The sequence below is a fragment of the Achromobacter xylosoxidans genome, assembly GCF_002192695.1.
Taxonomy (GTDB): Bacteria; Pseudomonadota; Gammaproteobacteria; order Burkholderiales; family Burkholderiaceae_B; genus Achromobacter; species Achromobacter xylosoxidans_C.
Genome location: NZ_MTLG01000106.1, coordinates 1 through 275 on the forward strand (window position 1 = coordinate 1; position 275 = coordinate 275).

Sequence of the window (275 nt, forward strand, 5' to 3'; positions counted from 1 at the left end):
GCGGTGCTGGGCCTGGGCAACATCGGCGCGCTGGCCTCCAAGCCGGTGATGGAAGGCAAGGCGGTGCTGTTCAAGAAGTTCGCCGGCCTGGACGTGTACGACATCGAAATCAACGAGACCGATCCGGACAAGCTGGTCGAGATCATCGCCGGCCTCGAAGCGACTTTCGGCGGCATCAATCTCGAAGACATCAAGGCCCCGGAGTGCTTCACCGTCGAGCGCAAGCTGCGCGAGCGCATGAAGATCCCCGTCTTCCACGACGACCAGCACGGCAC

Annotated in this window: 1 pseudogene; it reads left to right on the top strand. The window is 62.9% G+C overall.

Annotated elements, in window-relative coordinates:
* Nucleotides 1-275 (top strand): annotated as a pseudogene (locus tag BRO63_RS25185) (NADP-dependent malic enzyme); the annotation flags it as partial.